This window comes from Streptomyces sp. MCA2, assembly GCF_023544705.1.
GTDB lineage: Bacteria > Actinomycetota > Actinomycetes > Streptomycetales > Streptomycetaceae > Streptomyces > Streptomyces decoyicus.
The window spans coordinates 188,565-206,135 of the sequence record NZ_JAMJFM010000011.1 but is presented as its reverse complement, the minus strand read 5'-3'; the positions used below and the strand labels follow the sequence as shown (position 1 = coordinate 206,135).

General features: G+C 71.3%; 14 protein-coding genes and 1 pseudogene. 8 read left to right on the top strand and 7 right to left on the bottom strand.

Features of this window, described 5'->3' with window-relative positions:
- Positions 1 to 235: 235 nt before the first annotated feature.
- The 3 genes from M8I34_RS12185 to M8I34_RS12175 all read right to left on the bottom strand — a co-directional run bounded on the left by M8I34_RS12185 (position 236) and on the right by M8I34_RS12175 (position 2,139).
- Positions 236 to 448 carry a hypothetical protein gene (locus M8I34_RS12185; RefSeq protein ID WP_250049423.1) on the bottom strand — a complete coding sequence of 71 codons (213 nt, stop codon included), beginning with the start codon at positions 446 to 448 and terminating at the stop codon, positions 236 to 238.
- 14 nt (positions 449 to 462) lie between these two features.
- Positions 463 to 1,038, bottom strand: a complete 576-nt coding sequence (locus M8I34_RS12180) for a hypothetical protein (protein WP_250049422.1) — start codon at positions 1,036 to 1,038, stop codon at positions 463 to 465.
- Between the two features lie 327 nt (positions 1,039 to 1,365).
- On the bottom strand, positions 1,366 to 2,139 hold the full coding sequence (locus M8I34_RS12175; RefSeq protein WP_250049421.1) for a PaaX family transcriptional regulator C-terminal domain-containing protein: 774 nt from the start codon (positions 2,137 to 2,139) through the stop codon (positions 1,366 to 1,368).
- An 80-nt stretch (positions 2,140 to 2,219) separates the two neighbouring features.
- On the opposite strand from M8I34_RS12175, the gene M8I34_RS12170 reads away from it, so the two are divergent.
- The 5 genes from M8I34_RS12170 to M8I34_RS12155 all read left to right on the top strand — a co-directional run bounded on the left by M8I34_RS12170 (position 2,220) and on the right by M8I34_RS12155 (position 8,176).
- A complete protein-coding gene (locus tag M8I34_RS12170; protein WP_250049420.1) occupies positions 2,220 to 3,884 on the top strand; it encodes an acyl-CoA dehydrogenase family protein in 1,665 nt (554 codons plus the stop codon).
- Positions 3,884 to 4,669: a crotonase/enoyl-CoA hydratase family protein gene (locus tag M8I34_RS12165; RefSeq protein WP_250049419.1), complete on the top strand. Its 786-nt coding sequence runs from the start codon at positions 3,884 to 3,886 to the stop codon at positions 4,667 to 4,669. The genes M8I34_RS12170 and M8I34_RS12165 overlap by 1 nt, the downstream gene beginning before the upstream one ends.
- Before the next feature lie 30 nt (positions 4,670 to 4,699).
- The gene (locus M8I34_RS41270) at positions 4,700 to 4,822 is read left to right on the top strand and encodes a hypothetical protein (protein ID WP_284050225.1); all 123 of its coding nucleotides are present in this window, start codon (positions 4,700 to 4,702) and stop codon (positions 4,820 to 4,822) included.
- Positions 4,823 to 5,121: 299 nt separating this feature from the next.
- A complete protein-coding gene (locus M8I34_RS12160; protein WP_250049418.1) occupies positions 5,122 to 6,675 on the top strand; it encodes an AbgT family transporter in 1,554 nt (517 codons plus the stop codon).
- 40 nt (positions 6,676 to 6,715) lie between these two features.
- Positions 6,716 to 8,176, top strand: a complete 1,461-nt coding sequence (locus M8I34_RS12155) for an amidase (protein WP_250049417.1) — start codon at positions 6,716 to 6,718, stop codon at positions 8,174 to 8,176.
- Here the strand turns inward: M8I34_RS12155 and M8I34_RS12150 are convergent.
- Together M8I34_RS12150 and M8I34_RS12145 are read right to left on the bottom strand one after the other, a co-directional pair.
- Positions 8,166 to 9,218, bottom strand: a complete 1,053-nt coding sequence (locus M8I34_RS12150) for an Lrp/AsnC family transcriptional regulator (RefSeq protein ID WP_250049416.1) — start codon at positions 9,216 to 9,218, stop codon at positions 8,166 to 8,168. The two genes, M8I34_RS12155 and M8I34_RS12150, sit on opposite strands and share 11 nt — an antisense overlap.
- Positions 9,219 to 9,278: 60 nt before the next feature.
- A complete protein-coding gene (locus M8I34_RS12145; protein WP_250049440.1) occupies positions 9,279 to 9,635 on the bottom strand; it encodes a YciI family protein in 357 nt (118 codons plus the stop codon).
- A 137-nt stretch (positions 9,636 to 9,772) separates the two neighbouring features.
- Here M8I34_RS12145 and M8I34_RS12140 point away from each other — a divergent pair, with 137 nt between their 5' ends.
- On the top strand, positions 9,773 to 10,279 hold the full coding sequence (locus tag M8I34_RS12140) for a DUF1990 family protein (protein WP_250049415.1): 507 nt from the start codon (positions 9,773 to 9,775) through the stop codon (positions 10,277 to 10,279).
- 168 nt (positions 10,280 to 10,447) lie between these two features.
- Positions 10,448 to 11,671: a metallophosphoesterase gene (locus M8I34_RS12135; protein ID WP_250049414.1), complete on the top strand. Its 1,224-nt coding sequence runs from the start codon at positions 10,448 to 10,450 to the stop codon at positions 11,669 to 11,671.
- Between the two features lie 67 nt (positions 11,672 to 11,738).
- On the opposite strand, the pseudogene M8I34_RS12130 reads toward M8I34_RS12135, so the two are convergent.
- A pseudogene (locus M8I34_RS12130) lies at positions 11,739 to 13,193 on the bottom strand (glycoside hydrolase family 30 beta sandwich domain-containing protein); the annotation flags it as partial.
- A 468-nt stretch (positions 13,194 to 13,661) separates the two neighbouring features.
- Here M8I34_RS12130 and M8I34_RS12125 point away from each other — a divergent pair.
- Positions 13,662 to 15,806 carry a SpoIIE family protein phosphatase gene (locus M8I34_RS12125; protein ID WP_250049413.1) on the top strand — a complete coding sequence of 715 codons (2,145 nt, stop codon included), beginning with the start codon at positions 13,662 to 13,664 and terminating at the stop codon, positions 15,804 to 15,806.
- 206 nt (positions 15,807 to 16,012) lie between these two features.
- Here M8I34_RS12125 and M8I34_RS12120 read toward each other — a convergent pair whose 3' ends face one another.
- On the bottom strand, positions 16,013 to 17,410 hold the full coding sequence (locus tag M8I34_RS12120; RefSeq protein WP_250049412.1) for an NADP-dependent succinic semialdehyde dehydrogenase: 1,398 nt from the start codon (positions 17,408 to 17,410) through the stop codon (positions 16,013 to 16,015).
- Between the last annotated feature and the right edge of the window lie 161 nt (positions 17,411 to 17,571).

Genomic DNA, 17,571 nt, shown 5'->3' with positions numbered 1-17,571 from the left:
CTCGTAGGCACGATTCGCTGCCGGAATCCGAAACCCGAAACCCGGATCACCGCCCGTCGCGCAAAGCAGAAGCGCAGAGACTTCGCAGGCAGTGGATACGAGTGGCCAGGCCGCCCCTTAAAGCTTGCGCGCCCCATAGCCCAGGAAAGCCACCGGGGCAGCGTCAACACGACGCTGCCCCGGCAAGTTGCTCGCCGCATGTATGACAGCCGAGCAGACAGTTCTGATGGGCTGGTCAGGCGGAACTTTCGCTCCGGCGGGAGGACGACCCAAGCCACCCTGCGAACCGCAATACAGCAGTCAGCGCCACTGTCAGGACCAACAGCGTGAGGGTTGGCGCGGCGCTCGACTGCGGATGCGCAAAGAGCAGGACAGCCGCCACAACTGTGGCGATGGAAAGGACTGCGAGCGCGCCCTTCGCCATCAGGTTCTTTTGCGATTGCTTCATGACGTCATCCCTGCTCACCCGAACGGGTTGCAAACCACGGTGCCGTACGGGGGGACTCCCACCGCGTACATGATCGACCAGCCATTCTCGTGCTGGCAAACGTACATCTCGGCAACCAGCAATGCGGCCACTGCCCCCACAACGGGAGCCGCCGGCCCAGTAGCCCCCATGGCCGCTGCCAGCCCGGAAGCACCACCCACGGCGCCCAGTCCGCCCGAAAGCTTGCCGATCAGGTACTTGTCCAGCCCGAACTCCATGCCGTACCAGTGCATTTTGACGTAGCCGTGTTTGCCGGACGACTGCATCGCGGACTTGGTCTGCGCCAGGCCGGCCCCAGATGCCTCCTTCGGCGACGGAATTTTCCCGTCCTTGACGTAGCCGTTCATCTGGTCGACCTGAGTCTTCAGCTTCTGAAGGTCAGCCGACGGCACCTGCGCAAGTACCTTCGCAGGAGCATCGAGCTTCCAGCCCTGAGAGCCGGCGGTGACGTAGGGGTCAAGCTTCTTGATAGAAGCACCCAGCGGATTCGCATCCAGCGCCTGAGCCCTGGCCGATGCACCCACGCTCGCGGCAGGCTTTTCGACGGCCATGGCAGCGGGAGTGGCAACACCCAGCATCGCGGCGAGGGCTATAGCAGAGACGGCGAGTTTCGCACTACGGCGAGCGAACAAGAAAGTCCTCCCGTTTTCAAAAATAAAAGTCCGCGTTCATTTACGGACTGGTCATGATCAACACCATCATTTCCACGAAGCGGGTGTCAAACGAAACCTGATAACTGGGAGATCTAAACCTTGAGCGCCATATCAACAGAACCGTGATGGCATTTCATGCGGAAAGCGACTTGGTAGCAACAAGACGGACATAGGCAGTGTGTCGATAGCAAAGGTTCTCCGGCTGAAGGAACTGGCCGCCTCCCCCTAATCGGTCAGGTACTGCCGCAGCAGATTTCGCAGTTCGGTTTCGAACTCGGCGTAGTGGGTGCGGAGTTGGGCGCCGGGCCAGTCCCCGGGGAGCAGTTCGGCGGGTAGCAGCGGGTCGGCGAGGAGATGGCGGAGGGCGGCGGCGGCGACCGTGAAGCGGTCGGCGGGGGTGTCGGCGCGGTCCAGGGCGGAGGTCAGGGCGCGGGCCCGGCGTGCCCAGCCGGTCAGGTCCCACAGCCGGGCGGCGAGTGCGGACGGATCGCCGTCCGGGGTGCCGGTGAGCCAGGTGCACTGCTCGGTGACGACGGTGGGGCGGGTCCGGTCGAGGTTGGCGGGGCGCAGCCAGCTGCCCTCGCGGAGCTCGGCCAGTCGCAGCGCCGCCATGGCCTGGCGCAGCGCGGTGCGCTCGGCGGCGGGCCGGCGTTCGGCGGTGGCGACGACGGCGATCTCCCAGTCCCCGTCCCAGGGCCGTGTCGCGGGTGAGCGGCTCTCGTCCTGCCGGGCCTGGCGCGCCAGCAAGCGGGTGGTGAGCGCGTAGGAGCCGTCGGCCTGCCGCAGGTCGTCGGCGGCCACCATGCGGGAGAGCGCGACCCGGACCGTTCCCTCGGCGATGCCGAACAGCTCGCCGACCCGCACCAGGGCGCGTGCGGGCAGCCGCGGCGGGTGATGGCCGAGGAGGGTGCTCAGCACGATGGAGCGTGCGGTGAGCGGCCGCAGCGCGAGGGCGGCGGCTTCGGTGTCGTCCGGGGTGGCGGTGTCGTCGTCGTTCATATGTGCAGGAAATTCTAGCGATGCCGGCCTGCGGCATTACAGCCTTCCCACGACTGTTCGGATTCTGTAACGTCGATGCTATGACCGTCACCCATGAAGTCGTGAATCAGGCCCCGCCGCTGACCGGGTTCAGCACGGCGGACGAGCCGGCCCTGCTGGAGGCACTGCGCCGGGACGGCGCCGAGTGGGGCATCCGGGAAGTGTCCGAGCTCGGCGCGCTGGCGGGTTCCGCCGCGGTGCAGGACCAGGCCCGCTGCGCGGAGGAGCAGTCGCCCCGGCTGCACACCCATGACCGGTTCGGACACCGCATCGACGAGGTCGAGTTCCACCCGGCCTGGCATCAGCTGATGACCGTCGCGGTGGAGCACGGCCTGCATGCCGCGCCCTGGGCAGACGACCGCGCCGGGGCGCATCTGGTGCGTGCCGCGAAGTTCTACGTCTGGTCGCAGGCCGAGGCGGGGCACGGCTGCCCGATCTCGATGACGTACGCCGCCGTCCCCGCCCTGCGCGCCGCACCGGAACTCGCCGCGCAGTACGAGCCGCTGCTCGCCTCCCGCAGCTACGACTTCGGACTGCGGGCGCCGCTGACCAAGTCGGGCCTGATCGCGGGCATGTCGATGACGGAGAAGCAGGGCGGCTCCGACGTACGGGCCAACACCACCCGCGCGGTTCCGGCCGGCGACGGCAGCTACCGCCTCACCGGCCACAAGTGGTTCACCTCGGCGCCGATGAGCGACGTGTTCCTGGCGCTGGCGCAGACCGAGGAGGGCCTCGGCTGCTTCCTGGTGCCGAGGGTGCTGCCGGACGGCACGCTCAACGGGATGCGGCTGATGCGGCTCAAGGACAAGCTGGGCAACCGCTCCAACGCGTCCTCCGAGATCGAGTACGACGAGGCGGTGGCCTGGCCGGTCGGTGAGCCGGGCCGTGGCGTGCGGACCATCGTCGAGATGGTGAACATGACCCGGCTGGACTGTGTGCTGGGGTCGGCGGCCGGGATGCGGGCGGGGCTGCGGCAGGCGCTGCACCACACCGCGCACCGGCAGGCCTTCGGGCGGGAGTTGGGCCGCCAGCCGCTGATGCGCTCGGTGCTCGCCGATCTGGCGGTCGAGTCGGAGGCGGCGACGCTGCTGGGGATGCGGCTGGCGACGGCGGTGGACCGGTCGCAGGCCGGCGACGCCGGGGAGGCCGCGCTGCGCCGGCTGGCCCTGGCGGCCGGGAAGTACTGGGTGTGCAAGCGGGGCAGCACCCATGCGGCGGAGGCCCTGGAGTGCCTGGGCGGCAACGGCTACGTCGAGGATTCCGGCATGCCGCGGCTCTACCGGGAGGCACCGCTGCTGTCCATCTGGGAGGGCTCGGGGAACGTCGCCGCGCTCGATGTGCTGCGGGCGCTGGGCAAGGAACCGGCCGCACTGGACGCGTTCCTCGCGGAGGTGGAGACCGCGGCGGGTGCCGACCGCCGGCTGGACGCGGCGGTGGCCGGGGTCCGCAAGATGCTCGGCGGGCTCGCCGATCCGGAGCGGGCGCAGCTGATGGCGCGGTCGCTGGCGGAGCGGTTGGCGTTGGTGCTCCAGGGTTCGCTGCTGGTGCGGTACAGCCACCCGGCGGTCGCCGACGCGTTCTGCGCCTCGCGGCTCGACGGGGAGTGGGGCAATGCCTTCGGCACCCTGCCGGCCGGGGCCGATCTGGCCTCGATCCTGGAGCGCGCCCGTCCGGCGACGGCGGATGCGGCCGGAGGCGTGGCCTGATGTCGGTACGGGTCGAGCGCGCCGGGCCGGTGACGACGGTGGTGCTGTCCCGGCCGGCGTCCCGTAATGCCGTGGACGGCACGACGGCCGCGCAACTGGCCGCCGCATTCCGGGAGTTCGACGAGGACGACGGCGCGCGGGTCGCGGTGCTGTGGGGCGAGGGCGGGACGTTCTGCTCCGGCGCCGACCTCAAGGCGATCGGCACCGCGCGCGGTAACCGCGTGGCCCCGGACGGGGACGGCCCGATGGGGCCGACCCGGATGCGGCTCGGCAAGCCGGTGATCGCGGCGGTCGCCGGTCATGCGGTGGCCGGCGGTCTGGAGCTGGCGCTCTGGTGCGACCTCCGGGTGGCGGAGGAGGACGCGGTCTTCGGGGTGTTCTGCCGGCGCTGGGGGGTACCGCTGATCGACGGCGGTACGGTCCGGCTGCCGCGGCTGATCGGCGCGAGCCGGGCGATGGACCTGGTGCTGACGGGGCGGCCGGTCCCGGCCGCGGAGGCGCTGGACATCGGTCTCGTCCATCGTGTGGTGCCGGCCGGGACGGCCCGCGCGGAGGCGGAGCTGCTGGCGGCGGAGATCGCCCGCTTCCCGCAGGCGTGCCTGCGCAGCGACCGCGCCTCGCTGCTGGACCAGGAGGGCAGGGACGAGCGGTCCGCGATGGCGGAGGAACTCCGTTACGGGCAGGCGGTGTTGGCCGAGTCGATGGAGGGCGCGGCGCGGTTCGCCGCGGGGGCGGGGCGGCACGGGGCGCCGGACGGGGGCCCGGTGGGCGGCGGACCGGAGTGACGGGGCGGCCGGCCGGAGCCGGCCGGTGACGTGACCCCGCCGACCGGGCAGCAGGAGCAGTACGCCGACCGGGCCCGGCCCCAGAGCGTCGATGAGCGCCCGGCGGCGGCCGCCCCGCGCGCGGCGAAGGTGTCGTACGCCGGCAGGGTTTGAGCCCGGTCCCGCGGAGGGCGAGCAGCCGTCCGCGGTAGGGGTTGGCCTGAGCCGTCGTGCCGGGGCGGCCGCCGGAGGACCGGCGGCGCGGCGAAGGACCGGCGGCGCGGCGAAGGCCGGCCGCGGCTCGGCGGGTGCTGCCCGTCATAGACGTGCGCTCGACCCGGCCGATGGCCGTTTTTCTGCGTTTCGCAGCCTCGGATGGACATTCCTCTTTACCTCTCCGGAGTTTTGCGCCGGGCCCCCCGATAGTGGCGCGCACGCACACCGCGCCACGCTCCGGGACGAGGTAGGTATCGATGAAGCTATGGGAACGGATCTCCCCACCGCTGGACGGATTGCTGGGACGAGTCGAGCGAGGGGTCAACCGGCTGCCCAATCCGTTCGTGCTCTTCGCCGGCATCTTCTGCTTCGTCGCCGTGCTGTCGACGGTGATCTCCGGCTTCGACGGGTCGGTCCGGGTACCGGGTGAGAAGAACCCGACACCCGTGCTCGGTGCGCTGACGCCGGAGGGCCTCAGTCATCTCCTGGGCACGGCCATCGATTCCTTCATGGCCTTCCCCGCGCTCGGCCCCGTGCTGGTGATCGCCATGGGCATAGGCGTCGCGCAGGGAACCGGCGCCCTGGAATGTCTGATGCGGGTCGTTTTCCTGCGGGTGTCGAGACGCTGGGTTCCCTACCTCGTCGCCTTTGTCGCCTGCCAGGGACACGTACTGGCCGATTCCGCCTACATCCTGCTGCCGTCACTCGCCGCGATCGTCTTCAAGGCGGTGGGACGGCACCCGGTGGCGGGCCTGCTCGGCGCCTTCGTCTGCGTGGGGAGCGGCTACGACGGCGGCATTCTGCTCGGCACCCTCGATGTGACCACGACCGGCATCACGCACAGCGCGGCAGATCTGCTGCCGGGCATCGACGGCTATCACATCCACATCGCCATGAACTGGTTCTTCACCGCGGCGACGGGCCTGCTCCTGCCCCTGATCGGCGGCTTCCTCATCGACCGGGTACTCGAACCCCGGCTGGCGCCCTGGAACCCGGCGCACGACCCCGCGCATTCCGGTCCGGAGGGCGAGGCCACCGAGACGACCGCGACTCCGGCACAGCGCCGGGCGCTGCTGATCAGCGCCGCGGTGACGCTGGCGGTCGCCGCTGCCGCGGTCACCGCCTGGCTGCTGCCGGGTAGCCCGCTGCGCGGAGAGGGCGGGGTGCTGGCGCCCTCCCCGTTCGTCGACAGCCTCGCCCTCGTGCTGTCCGGGCTGTTCTTCCTCTTCGGCCTCGTCTACGCCCGCTGTGGCGGGGTCGGGAAGGAAGCGCGTGCCGTCTACCCGCACATCATCGGCGCGGTGCGGGACATGTCCGGGTTCGTGGTGCTCGTCTTCGCCATCGCGCAGACCATCAATCTGCTGACGTGGAGCAACTTGGGCAAGTTCTTCGCCATCGGCCTCGCGGACGGAGCGAAGTCCGCGGGGCTCGGCGGCTTCGGGATCCTGCTCGCCGTCGTCCTGGTGACCTCGCTGCTCAACCTGGTCATCACCTCGGGCTCCGCCCTGTGGTCCATCCTGGGCACGGTCATGGTGCCGGCCGGGATGCTGCTCGGCCTCTCCCCCGCCGCCATGCATGCGGCCTTCCGGATAGGCGACTCCGTGACCGGGGCGATCACGCCCATGCAGGTCTTCCTGTACTTCGCCCTGGTCTCGGCACAGAAGTACCAGCCCGAGCTGAGACTCGGCACGGTCATCTCCCGGCTGGTGCCCTTCGCCCTGGCCTTCGCCACGGCGTGGACCGTCATCCTCACCGGTTTCTACTTCCTCGACCTGCCGCTGGGACCCGGCGCCCCCATCCACCTGCCGTGAGCCCGTCACCCGACACCCGAGACAAGGACTGCTGATCTTCGTGACCGAGAATGACCTCCTGTGGCTGCCGGCCCGGGAACTGGTGGAGCTCCAGCGGCGCCGTGAGGTGTCCGCGCGCGAGATCCTCGACGCGCACCTCGCCCAGATCGACGCGGTGAACCCTAAGGTCAACGCGATCATCACGCTCGCCGAGGACCGCGCGCGTGAACTCGCCGCCCGCGCCGACGCCGTCGCCGCACGAGGCGAACTGCTCGGCCCCCTGCACGGCCTCCCGGTCGCGCACAAGGACCTCGCCCCGACCAAGGGCATCCGTACGACCTACGGTTCGAAGCTCTACGCCGACCATGTGCCGGATCACGATGCGCTGGTCGTGGAGCAGTTGGTGCACGCGGGTGCCGTGACGGTGGGCAAGACCAATGTGCCCGAGTTCGGGGCGGGCATCCAGAGCACCAACGAACTGTTCGGCCCCACCCGCAATCCGTACGACCTGAAGCTGACGGCCGGCGGCAGCAGCGGCGGGGCGGCGGCCGCCGTCGCGACCGGCATGGTGGTCATCGCCGACGGCGGCGACACCGGAGGATCGCTGCGCAACCCGGCGACCTTCTGCAATGTCGTGGGGCTGCGGCCCTCGGTGGGCTCGATTCCGATGTGGCCGGCGAAGGACCCGTTCGCACCGCTGAGCATCCAGGGCCCGATCGGCCGTACCGTCGACGACGTCGCCCTCCAGATGAGCGTGCTGACCCGGGCCGATCCGCGCTCCCCCTGGGGCCTCGGCGACCCGTCCCGGTTCCGTGCGGGTCTGGAGTACGACTTCTCCGATGTGCCCGTGGCGTGGAGTCCGGACCTCGGCGGCCAGCTCGCGGTCGACGACGCCGTACGCACCGCGATGGCTCCGGTGTACGACGCCCTGACCGGGATCTCCGGCAAGGTCGGCGTCGCCGCCCCTGACATGACCGGGGCCGACGAGGCGTTCCGCACCCTGCGCGGCTGGTACCGGGCGCTCAACTACGGCGACCGGTACGCCGCGCACCCGGAGTCCTTCGGCACCAGGGTCAGCCAGGACATCGAGAACGGGCTGGCGACGACCTCGGCCGGCCTCATGCGCGCACACCGGCTCCGGGGGCAGCTCTTCCAGCGGTTCGCCGCCTTCACCGGCACCTACCGCTATCTGGTGACGGTCACCACCCAGGTGCTGCCGTGGAGCGCGGACCAGCTGTGGCCGGAGCGCATCGGAGCCACCAGGAGCGAGAACTATCTCGACTGCATGCGCTCGATGTACTGGTTCACCGTGCTCGGCGTGCCCGCCCTGTCGGTGCCGGCGGGGTTCACCCAGGACGGGCTTCCCGTGGGGGTGCAGATCGTCGGGCGCAGCGGCGACGACATCGGCGTGCTGCGACTGGCCCGGCAGATCGAGCGGGCGCTCGGCGCGGGACTGCGGCGCCCGCCCGTCGCGGTCCGCCTTCGTGGCGGTGGTGGTGGCGGTACCCGCCTCACCTGCTGAGGCCGCTCGGGCGCCAGATGTCGAGGGGGACGACGCCACGGCTTCGTCCCCACCCGTCCAGCAGATGACCGCACAGCTTGTCCTGTCGCAGCACCACGGAACGGTCCGCGATCTCCGCGTACGGGAGCGCCTGGCGTAGCTGCACCGCCCAGTCGTGCAGCGCGTCCACCGAGTGCAGGGTGACGGTGACCAGCAGGTTGCTGGCGCCGGACAGCGCCGCGCAGCTGCGGGTCTCCGGGAAGGCGCCGAGCGTGCGGCCGGCTTCCTCCAGCAGTTCGTCCGGGACGTTGAGCCACAGCAGCGCCCCGGTCGGCCAGCCGGCGAGCGGCCGCGCGACATCGCAGCGCAGCAGCAGGTCGCGGTTGCCCAGCAGCCGGTTCAGCCGGCGCTGCGCGGTCCGGGGCGTGACACCGAGCCGGGTGGCGATATCGGTGTAGCGGAGCCGGCCGTCGTCGCTCAGCGCGACGATCAGGTCGCGTTCCCAGTTGCTGTACGCCACGGTCTCCGCGCCCTGCGGTTCCGGCCGGGTGCTGCGCAGGGCCCGCTCCTGGCGCTGGTTGAGCACGCCCAGGCGCCACTGCGATCCCGTACGGAAGTTGCGGGTGACCAGGTGGGAACGGACGCGGACGACGCCCTCGTGCCGGGGCAGGCCGGTGAGCAGGTAGTCGGACATCGAAGGGAAGTCCGGGGTGAAGGCGATCGCGAACAGATCGTAGGTGCCGGCGACATGCTGAATGGTGAGCAGGTGGGGCTCACGGGACAGCTCGGCCGCCACCTGCGCGGCGCTGCCCGGCTCGCAGTGGATCTCGACGAAGGCGCGGCACGTCCGGTACAGGAGGCCGGGCCCCAGCGCGGGTGTCACCCAGGCCAGCCCGTTGCTCTGGAGGCGCTCCCACCTGCGGGCCAGCGTCACCGCGTCCGGCCCGAGCACATGTCCCAGCTCGCTCCAGGTCGCGCGGGGCGTGGCTTGCAGTGCGTTGGCCAGCAGCAGGTCGTCCTCGTCCAGCTGCCCGGGCCGCGGCACCTCGGGATCGATGCTCACCCGAGGAGTCTATAGAGGAGGTGCTCACCCCTCCAGAGAGGAAGCACTCCCCCGGGCCCGTCAGGTTTCGCCCATGCCGAACGAGTCGTGGACGTGCCGCACCTCGACCGCTACGACATGGCCGTCGACGACGCGTTCGGCGATCGCCCGCGCCCGCTCCGGGCTCGTACAGTCGATCACGAAGTAGGCGGTCAGCTGTTCGGGGCTCCCCGTGAGCGGCCCGTCCGCCGCCGTCGGCCCCTCCCGGCGCCACCGGATGGTCGTCGTGTCCTTCGGGTAGGCCAGCCCGGCTCCGTTGAGCATCTCGCCGGTGCCCGCCAAGTCCTGGTGGAGCGCTTCGTGCCGGCGGAACACCTCGGCACGGTCCGCGGCGGACATCGCTCCGGTCGCTGCGGGATCGGCGTACATCAGCACCATGTACTTCACGCCACCACCCTGGCACCGAACCCCGTCCGTATGCGGTCACCGCACCGGGCGAGCGTCGTTGATCGCCGGTGGTTCACCCCGTACCGTCGCCCTCCCGCGCCCCGCCCGCCCCCGAGGAGCCGCACGGCATGAGCGATCTGAACTACTCCGAGGAGGGCGGCACTCGGCGCACCCCGCTGCCGCCGGGCTACCGCCACCTCCGCGAGGAGCTCCCGATCGGCCACGGGCGGGCGGTACTGACCGCGGCGGGCGAGGCGATCACCACCTTCCGGATGCATCGCGCGGCCGGCACCCGTATCCGGGCCGACGCCCCGCGGGCCGCGCCGGGCGTGGGCGTCGAGGTCTCGCTGGGCCTCGGACCGCTGCGGCTGCGGGCGCCGTGCACGGTGGTGTGGACGGTGGCGGAGGAGGACCGCATCGGCTTCGGATACGGGGCCAGGAGGGGGCATCCGCAGTGCGGTGAGGAGGCGTTCGTCGCCGAGCTGCGTGCCGACGGCTCGGTGTGGTTCACGGTGACCGCCTTCAGCCGCCCCGCGCGGGCGGTCACCCGCCTCGGCGGCCCGCTGGTGCCCGTCTTCCAGCGGCAGTACGTCCGCCGTCTCGGCCGGACCCTCCGCCGCCTCGCGAACCGGTGATCCAGCACGCCCCCACCGCCTCGTCCGGCGATCCGCTCACCCCCTGATGGCCCCTGGAACACGCTTTGTTACCGACGCGTAGCGAAGCGGCCCATGATCGCCATACGTCCACCCCCGCTTCATCATTTCGTCACCATCACCTCTGCCGACCGTGAAAGAAAACCAGTCATGTGTGAAGACGAACTGATCCCGCCGCAGGCGGACATGACCGAGCAGGAGTGGCTGCGGGCCGGCTCGGCAGCGACGGCCGGGGGGCCGCCGCCGCGTACGACGGGGCGCGTTCCGCAGTGGGTGAACCGGCGGACGCTGCTGGGTGGCGCGATGGCGGGTGCGGCGCTCGCGGTACTGCCTTCGCCGGCCCAGTCGCCCGCGTCCGCCGCGCCCCGCCTCGGGGGCCCGGGAGCCTTCCCGTTCCCGGAACACCCCAATGGCAAGGGTGAGTTCGCCGTTCTGGTCACCGGGGACGCGGGGACGGGGGACGAGGCGCAGTACGCGGTGGCGGCCGCCGCGCGCGATGTCTGCCGGACCGAGCACATCGGCCTCGCCGTCGGTCTCGGCGACAACATTTACGAGAACGGGCCGGAGTCCGACGACGACTCGGAGTTCCAGGACAAGTTCGAGAGGCCGAACAGCGGCATCGACGTGCCCTGGCTGATGGTGCTGGGCAATCACGACTGCTCGGGGCTGATCCCCGGCAGCGGCGGCGACCCCTCGCGCGGTGACCGCGAGGTCTCCTATGCCGCCACCTCGCGGCGCTGGTACATGCCGAGCCGCTACTACAGCGTGCCGCTGCCGGCCGCCGACCCGCTGGTGGAGTTCTTCGCGATCGACACCATTCCCTGGTCGTCGTACGTCGCCCAGCTCGACCCGCACTACCGGTGGGACGGGCCGTACATGCGCGAGCAGCGGAGCTGGCTGGACGGTGCGCTCCGTGCCTCGCGGGCCCGTTGGAAGGTGGTGATCGGACACCACCCGTACCTCAACAACGGCAAGCACGGCAGCGCCGGATCCTATGACGGTTTCGAGATCGGGAACTACACCAGCGGGGTCCACCTCAAGGACATGTACGAGAAGGTGGTGTGCGGACGGGCCGATCTGATCCTGTCCGGCCACGACCACACGCTTCAGGTCCTGGAGCCGACGGCCCGTACGGGCGGCACCCGGCAGGTGGTGTGCGGTGCGTCGGCCAAGACGGAGGACGGCACGGCGCACTTCGGGCACCCGGCGGCCTGGCAGAACTTCTCCGACCACGGGTTCATGGTGCTGAAGGTGTCCGGTGCGCGGCTGACCATCGATGCGTACACCGTCGATGTGGCGACGCGGAAGGCCACCCTGCGGCACCGGGCCCACCAGACCCGGCAGGTCGCGGCGCCGTCGCGGGTGCACGCCTGAGGGCAGGAGCCGTCCCGGGGCCACCGCTCCGGGACGGCTCACCGGCGGCGCGGTGCCGCCGGACCTACCACGTGAAGGTGGCCGCGGCGCCGGCCGGCAGGTCGTAGGTGACATGCCGGCCGCCCCAGTTGACAGCGGTCCGCCGGGTGCTGCCGGTGTCGTTGTAGGCGATCAGCACCCTGGATCCGTCGGGGTTGCGCCAGGCGACGTTGGGGACGGTGGCCGAGGCGGTGGAGCCGATGCGGTGGGCGCCGGGCTTCACGAACTTGGTGAGGTGGCCCATCGTGTAGTACTCGACGGTGTAATCGACCGTGCCGTGCCCTCGTCCGGCCCCGTGGTGCACGGTGATCAGTCCGGTGCAGTTGCCGCAACCGCCGTGGTGCGGGCCGCCGTTCCGGTCGACGGCGAGCGACCACTTGACCCAGCTGCGGCCCCAATTGCGGGTGTAGTCGATGAGGTTGTGCATGTCCTCCCGCTGCTGGTTGCCGATCCACCGTCCGCCGGAGTGCTCGGTGTCGTAGGCGGGCAGGCCCGGGTAGCGGTCGTGCAGCCGGGTCTGCTGCCCGACGTCGCCGCCGTAGCCGTGCCAGGCGATACCGCCGAAGTTGGGGTGGCGGCGGATCGCCGGGTCGTCGACGGTCTCCCGGGCGAAGGCGTCGTAGCGGTCCCAGTTCCAGTCCAGCGCGAGGACCTTGGTGGTCAGCCCGGCCCGCCGCAGGGCGGGGAGCAGGTCGTTCCTGGTGAAGTAGGCGAGCCCGGAGGCGTTCCACCGCATGGACGGATAGCCGGAGCAGCAGGTGGGCTCGTTCTGGACGGAGACATAGTCGACCGGCACCCCCCGGTCCCGGTACGCCTGGAGGTACTTCACGAAGTACCGGGCGTAGGTGGCGTAATACCGCGACCGGAGATGCCCCTGCTCCAGCTTCTCGTTGTCCTTCATCCAGGCGGGCGCGCTCCAGGGCGAGGCCATCACCTTGACGGCCGGGTTGAGCCTGCGGGCCCGTGCGGTCAGCGGCAGGACGCCGGCGAGGTCGTGCGCCAGGGAGAAGTGCCTGAGGTCCGGGTCGGTCCGCCCGGCGGGCATGTCGTCGAAGGTGTAGCCGAAACGGGCGAGGTCGGAGGTGCCCATGGGGTTGCGGATGAAGCCGAGGCCGATACCCGTGGCGGGGTCGAAGAGCTTCTTCAGCGTGGCGTCGCGGGTGGCCCCGCTCAGCGCGCCGCTGCTCTTCAGCAGCCAGGCGGCGGTGTCGGTGAAGGACGCGCCGCCGCCCTCGAACCGCTGGTAGGTCTTCGACTCGTCGACGGTGATGCCGGTCGTGCCGCCCTGGAGGAAGGGAAGGGGGGCCTGCTTCTCCAGCCCCTTGACGACCCGACGGCCCGCGGGGTCGGAGGTGGTGGTGAGGTAGACCTGCATCCGCTCCGGGCCGGCGGGGTAGGGGGCGGCCTCCCACAGCGGTACGAGGATGACCGCGGCGGCCCCGGCCGCGGCGGTCAGGGCTCGCCGGGCTGTTCGGGATCTCATGCTGGGGGTGCCTTCCAGTAGCAAGGGCGGGCGGACACCCACCTGACGGGCCCTGGGCCTCGGGTCCTGTGGTGCGGGTGGTGTGGCTCGCGTCTTGAACGTACCGCGTCAAGAGCCCCGCCCGACGGGCGAGTTACCGGGACGCAACACCCGGACCGGGATCGTCGTCCGCTCCACGCCCCCTCATGGGGCGGCGCGGGACAGCAGCCCGGTGCCGCCGTCGGCCGTTGACCCGTCCTCCGTACCCCCGGAAGGCATCCGGAGCACCGGACATGCGGGGTGTGCGGCCCGCGCCTAGGGTGAGCGCATGGCCGCGTTCCGGTGGATATCGGCCCCGGTCAACGGCCCGCGACCGTGGGCGCGAGGCAGGCTCGGCCCGGTGTCGACGGCCGCTGCCCCGATGCACGGCTGCCGTCGGCGCATGCCCGCGCACCTCCCGTGCCACGGGGCGACGAGGTGTGCGACGCCATGAGCAGCGAGCCCCTCGACCCGTTCGACGAGGACTACGACCCCCGGTCCGACCGGGACTGTCGCCTCGTCGAGGAGGACGCGCCCGGGGTGTCGCACCGCGAGCCCATCGGACTGCGCGAGCGGCTCTCGCTCAACCGGATGGGCACCTTCGACTGGGATCTGGACCGCGGGTCCATGGACCTGGACTCCGGTGCCCTGGACGTCTTCGATCTGCGCCCCGACGAATACGACGGCACGCCGATGTCGCTGGTCACGCGGGTGCCGCGGGAGGAGGGCCGCCGGCTGGACGAGGCGCTCTCCCAGGCCCTGCTGGACGGCCACTCGTCCTACGGCGCCTACTTCCGGGTCCAGTGCCGGGACGGGACCCAGCGCTGGACGCATGCCCAGGGGCGGATTCTGCACACCGCGGACGGGGTGCCGTACCGGGTCATCGGCATCGTCCGGGAGGCCACCACCGAACTGGCGGACTCCGCGCTGCTGCGCTCGCTCCAGCAGGAGCGGCAGCGGCAGACCGTGATGGTGCAGCAGACCACGGCCGCGCTGGCCCGTGCCCTGTCCGTCAAGGACGTGACCCGGGTGCTCACCGGGACCGGCGGCGCCCGGCGGTTCGGCGCGGACGGGCTGATCCTCGGCCTGGTCGCGAACGACCGGTTCGAGGTCATCGCCACCGCCGGGCTGGAGGGCGAGGTGCCCGACGACATGATGACCTCACGGCTGGACGACACCCTGCCGCTGGCCGACACGGCGCGCTCGCGCCGGCCCGTCTTCCTCAGCACCCGCGGTGAGCTGATCGCCCGCTATCCCCGGCTGCGCCCGTATACCGAGGTGCTGCCTGCGGGCAGCGCGGCGTTCCTGCCGCTGGTCGCGCAGGACACCGTCATCGGGGCGCTGGGGCTGCTCAACGCCGAGCCGTCGGTGCATTCGCCGGAGGCCAGGAACCTGGCGCTGGCGCTGGCCGGTGTCGTCGCGCAGTCGGTCCAGCGGGCGACCCTCTTCGACCAGGAGCGGGAGTTCGCGACGGGGCTCCAGGCGACCATGCTGCCGCGCCGGCTGCCGCCCATCACGGGCGGTGCGGTCACCGTCCGCTATCACCCGGCGAGCGTCGGGCGGGACATCGGCGGCGACTGGTACGACGTGATCGCACTGCCCCAGGGACGGACCGGGCTGGTGGTGGGCGACGTACAGGGCCATGACACCCATGCGGCCGCCGTGATGGGCCAGCTGCGCATCGCGCTGCGCGCCTATGCCGGCGAGGGGCACTCGCCGGAGACCGTGCTGGTGCGGGCGTCCCGCTTTCTGGCGGAGCTGGACACCGAGCGGTTCGCGACGTGTACGTACATCCAGGCCGATATGGAGTCCGGGGCGCTGCACATCGCACGGGCCGGTCACCTCGGCCCGCTGATCAGCAACAGCTCCCGGCACATCGACTGGCCCGTGGTCCGCGGCGGGCTGCCGCTCGGTCTGGCCACGCACTTCGGGCACGACCACTTCCCGGAGACCCAGCTGTTCCTGGAGCCAGGGTCGACCCTGCTGCTGTGCACCGACGGCCTGGTCGAACAGCCCGGCCAGGACATCTCCCTGGGCATCGACGCGCTGTCCGCCGCGGTCCGTGCCGGGCCCACGGACCTGGAGGCGCTCGCCGACCGGCTCTCGGACCATCTGTGGGCGGACCCCGGCTCGGAGGACGATATGGCCCTCCTGCTGCTGCACCGGCTGCCCGGCCCCGGGGCCGCCACCATTCCGCGGCTGCGGCTGCACGTCCATCAGGCCGACCCGTCGGGCACCGCGGAGGTCCGCTCCGCGGTGCGCCGCACGCTGGACCAGTGGCGGGCGGGCGCCGTCGTCGACAACATCGAGGTCGCCGCCTCGGAGCTGATCGCCAACGCGCTGACCCACACCGAGAGCGGCGCCCTGGTCGCCATGGAGCTGCTGCCCGGCACCCCGCGCCGGATCCGGCTGGAGGTCGAGGACCGCTCCAGCCGGTGGCCGCGGCGGCGCAGCCCCGGCGAGACCGCCACCTCCGGCCGCGGGCTGATGCTGATCGAGGCGCTCGCCGACGAATGGGGCGCCGAGCCGCGCGGGGCGGGCAAGGCGCTGTGGTGTGAGTTCGCGGTGCCGGACGGGCAGGACGAGATGCAGTGAGCTGCCTGCCGGAACAGCGGTAATGACCCTACGTCAACTCATGGGCCAGGCCTGGGAATTGCGTCCCGCCCCTGGGCTGGAAAGTGGCCGGGCCGACCAACCTGGCCATTGGCCGGCCCGACCTGACCGGAACGTACACCCTCGCGTCCGCGACGGATACTGCTCCGGCGTATGCGCCCACCGGGGCGGCTGTTTCGGCGCTCGGTTCATTCCTCCGGCCCGTACCAGAGCGTCGTCATATTGCAGAACTCCCGGATGCCGTGCCCGGAGAGTTCCCGTCCGTAGCCGGAGCGCTTGGCCCCGCCGAAGGGGAGGCCCGGGTGGGAGGCGGTCATCCCGTTGAAGAAGACACCGCCGGCCTGTACGTCGCGGGCGAGGCGCTGCTGCTCCTCGGGGTCCCGGGTCCAGGCGTTGGAACTGAGACCGAACGGGGTGTCGTTGGCGAGCCGCACCGCCTCGTCGAGGTCGGCGACGCGGTAGAGCGTGGCGACCGGCCCGAACGCCTCCTCCTTATGGATGCGCATCGCGGGGGTGATGCCGGACAGGATCGTCGGCTCGTAGAACCAGCCCGCGGGGTGCTGGGGCGGCCGCCGGCCGCCGCACAGCGCCTCGGCGCCCTGGTGGACCGCGTCGTCGACGAGTTCCTCCAGGTCGGAGCGGCCCTGTTCGCTGGAGAGCGGCCCGACATCGGTGTGCTCGTCCATCGGGTCGCCGACGGTCAGCGCGGCCATGCGGTCGGTGAACCGCTCGGCGAAGGCGTCGTAGACGTCCTCGTGCACGATGAACCGCTTGGCCGCGATACACGACTGTCCGTTGTTCTGGACGCGCGCGGTGACCGCGATACGGGCCGCCTTGTCGAGGTCGGCGGAGGGCAGGACGATGAACGGGTCGCTGCCACCGAGTTCGAGGACGGTCTTCTTGATCTCGTCGCCGGCGGTGGACGCCACCGCGCGGCCGGCCGGCTCACTGCCGGTGAGCGTGGCGGCGGCGACCCGCGGATCGCGCAGCACGTCCTCGACGGCGCCGGACCCGATCAGCAGGGTCTGGAAACAGCCCTCGGGGAAGCCGGCCCGGCGGAAGAGCTCCTCCAGATAGAGCGCGGTCTGCGGGACGTTCGAGGCGTGCTTGAGCAGCCCGGTGTTACCCGCCATCAGGGCGGGCGCGGCGAACCGGACGACCTGCCAGAGCGGGAAGTTCCAGGGCATCACCGCGAGGACGGTGCCGAGCGGGCGGTAGCGCACCACGGCGCGGATCGCACCGGAGTCGCTGACGTCCGCGGGGTCGGGGTGCTCGTCGGCGAGCAGCGCCTCGGCGTGCTCCGCGTACCAGCGCATGGTCTTGGCGCACTTCGCGGCCTCCGCGCGCGCCTGGGCCAGCGGTTTGCCCATCTCCGTGGTCATGGTGCGGGCGATGCCGTCCTGGTCGGCGTCGAGCAGGTCGGCGGCGGCGAGCATCCGCTCCTTGCGGTAGCCGAAGCTGCTGTTGCGGTGCTCCTGGAAGGCCTGGTCGGCCCGGACCAGGTGATCTTCGATCTCGCCCGCGTTGAGCGCGTCGAAGGTCTTCAGGGTCTCGCCGGTGGCCGGGTTGACCGTCGCGATGGCCATGATCAGCACCTCCTTGGTGGTGCGGGGCGGGGCGCCCGCGGTATACGGGACGTAGGGTCCGGGCGGCTCCTAGGAGAGCGGCGACGGAGCCGGGGACGGCTCCGGGACCGGGTCGGGATCGGGTCCGGGCGGACGGGGTATCGGCGACGGTTCCGGCGGTA